Genomic DNA, 1,105 nt, shown 5'->3' with positions numbered 1-1,105 from the left:
CGACAGTCACAATATCCGCTTAACCACCAGCCTTGGTGTTGCGGTATATCCAGAGTTTGGCTGTAACGCAGATTCGTTGCTGCAACTTTCATCCCTTGCCGCACAAGAATCAAAACGTCGCGGCAAAGACATTATGTCCGTTTACGATCCCGCATTCGATGCGACGGTGAAACAACGACTCTATATCGAAAGAGAACTGAGTCGCTCCATCCACGACTTATCTCAGTTTGAGCTTTGGTATCAACCTAAATTTGACCTTAAGACCTACCAGTTGGTTGGGGTTGAAGCATTAGTGCGATGGAATCATCCCGAGAAAGGTTACATTGGCCCTGAACAGTTTATTCCGATTGCAGAACAAAACGACTTGATTCTCGATCTTGGTGAGCATTTGATCGAAACCGCGATCAAGCAAAGAGCGGAATGGGCAGAAGCATTCGACCATGATTTTCATATCGCGTTGAACTTGTCCCCACGACAAATCTACCGTCAGGATCTTAGCCTCATATTTGAGCACTTTTTATCGCAATACAATGTATCCGCAAAAGACATTCACGTAGAAGTGACGGAGTCACTTTTGATGGACGACATCGAAAAAGCCCACTTCGTTTTGCGCAAACTGCAAGCCACTGGTATTGAAGTCTGGTTAGATGATTTTGGTACTGGCTATTCTGCCCTGTCCTATCTTCAACAAGTTAACTTTGATGGGCTTAAAATCGATCGCTCATTTATCGCGCAAACCCAGCAAGACAACAAAGATGACTCTCTGGTACGCGCCATCATTTCAATGGCTCACAACCTCGGAATGAAAGTTGTGGCAGAAGGTATAGAAACCCAAACACAACTGGCGCTGATCGAGCGTCTAAATTGCGATGTGGCACAAGGCTTTTTCTTAGGCAAGCCTGTTCCAGCGGCGCAGCTCCTAGAACTTGAAAATACCTGCCAAGCGATGAAGCACAATGCCTCTTCCATCGTAGGTTAAAAACTGGCATGAAAAGCTCATAACGCTCTGCTTCTTGCTTGGCGTTATGAGAAGCTTTCTGCAAAACACGTCACATTTTTATCCCCTTTTAAACCCGATTGCACTCACAGCGCTAACAACCTAAAT

1 protein-coding gene is annotated in these 1,105 nt (G+C 45.4%); it reads left to right on the top strand.

Annotation, left to right across the window (positions count from 1 at the left end; all coding sequences use genetic code 11):
- On the top strand, positions 1-979 hold a 979-nt coding region (locus R7P35_RS25820), incomplete at its 5' end, for a GGDEF domain-containing phosphodiesterase (RefSeq protein ID WP_318093304.1).
- Positions 980-1,105: the final 126 nt, after the last annotated feature.

It is taken from the genome of Vibrio sp. Vb0304 (assembly GCF_033338995.1).
In the GTDB taxonomy this organism is placed as follows: domain Bacteria; phylum Pseudomonadota; class Gammaproteobacteria; order Enterobacterales; family Vibrionaceae; genus Vibrio; species Vibrio alginolyticus.
Note: the sequence above shows the minus strand (reverse complement) of the source record. Positions and strands in the feature narration are given on the sequence as shown.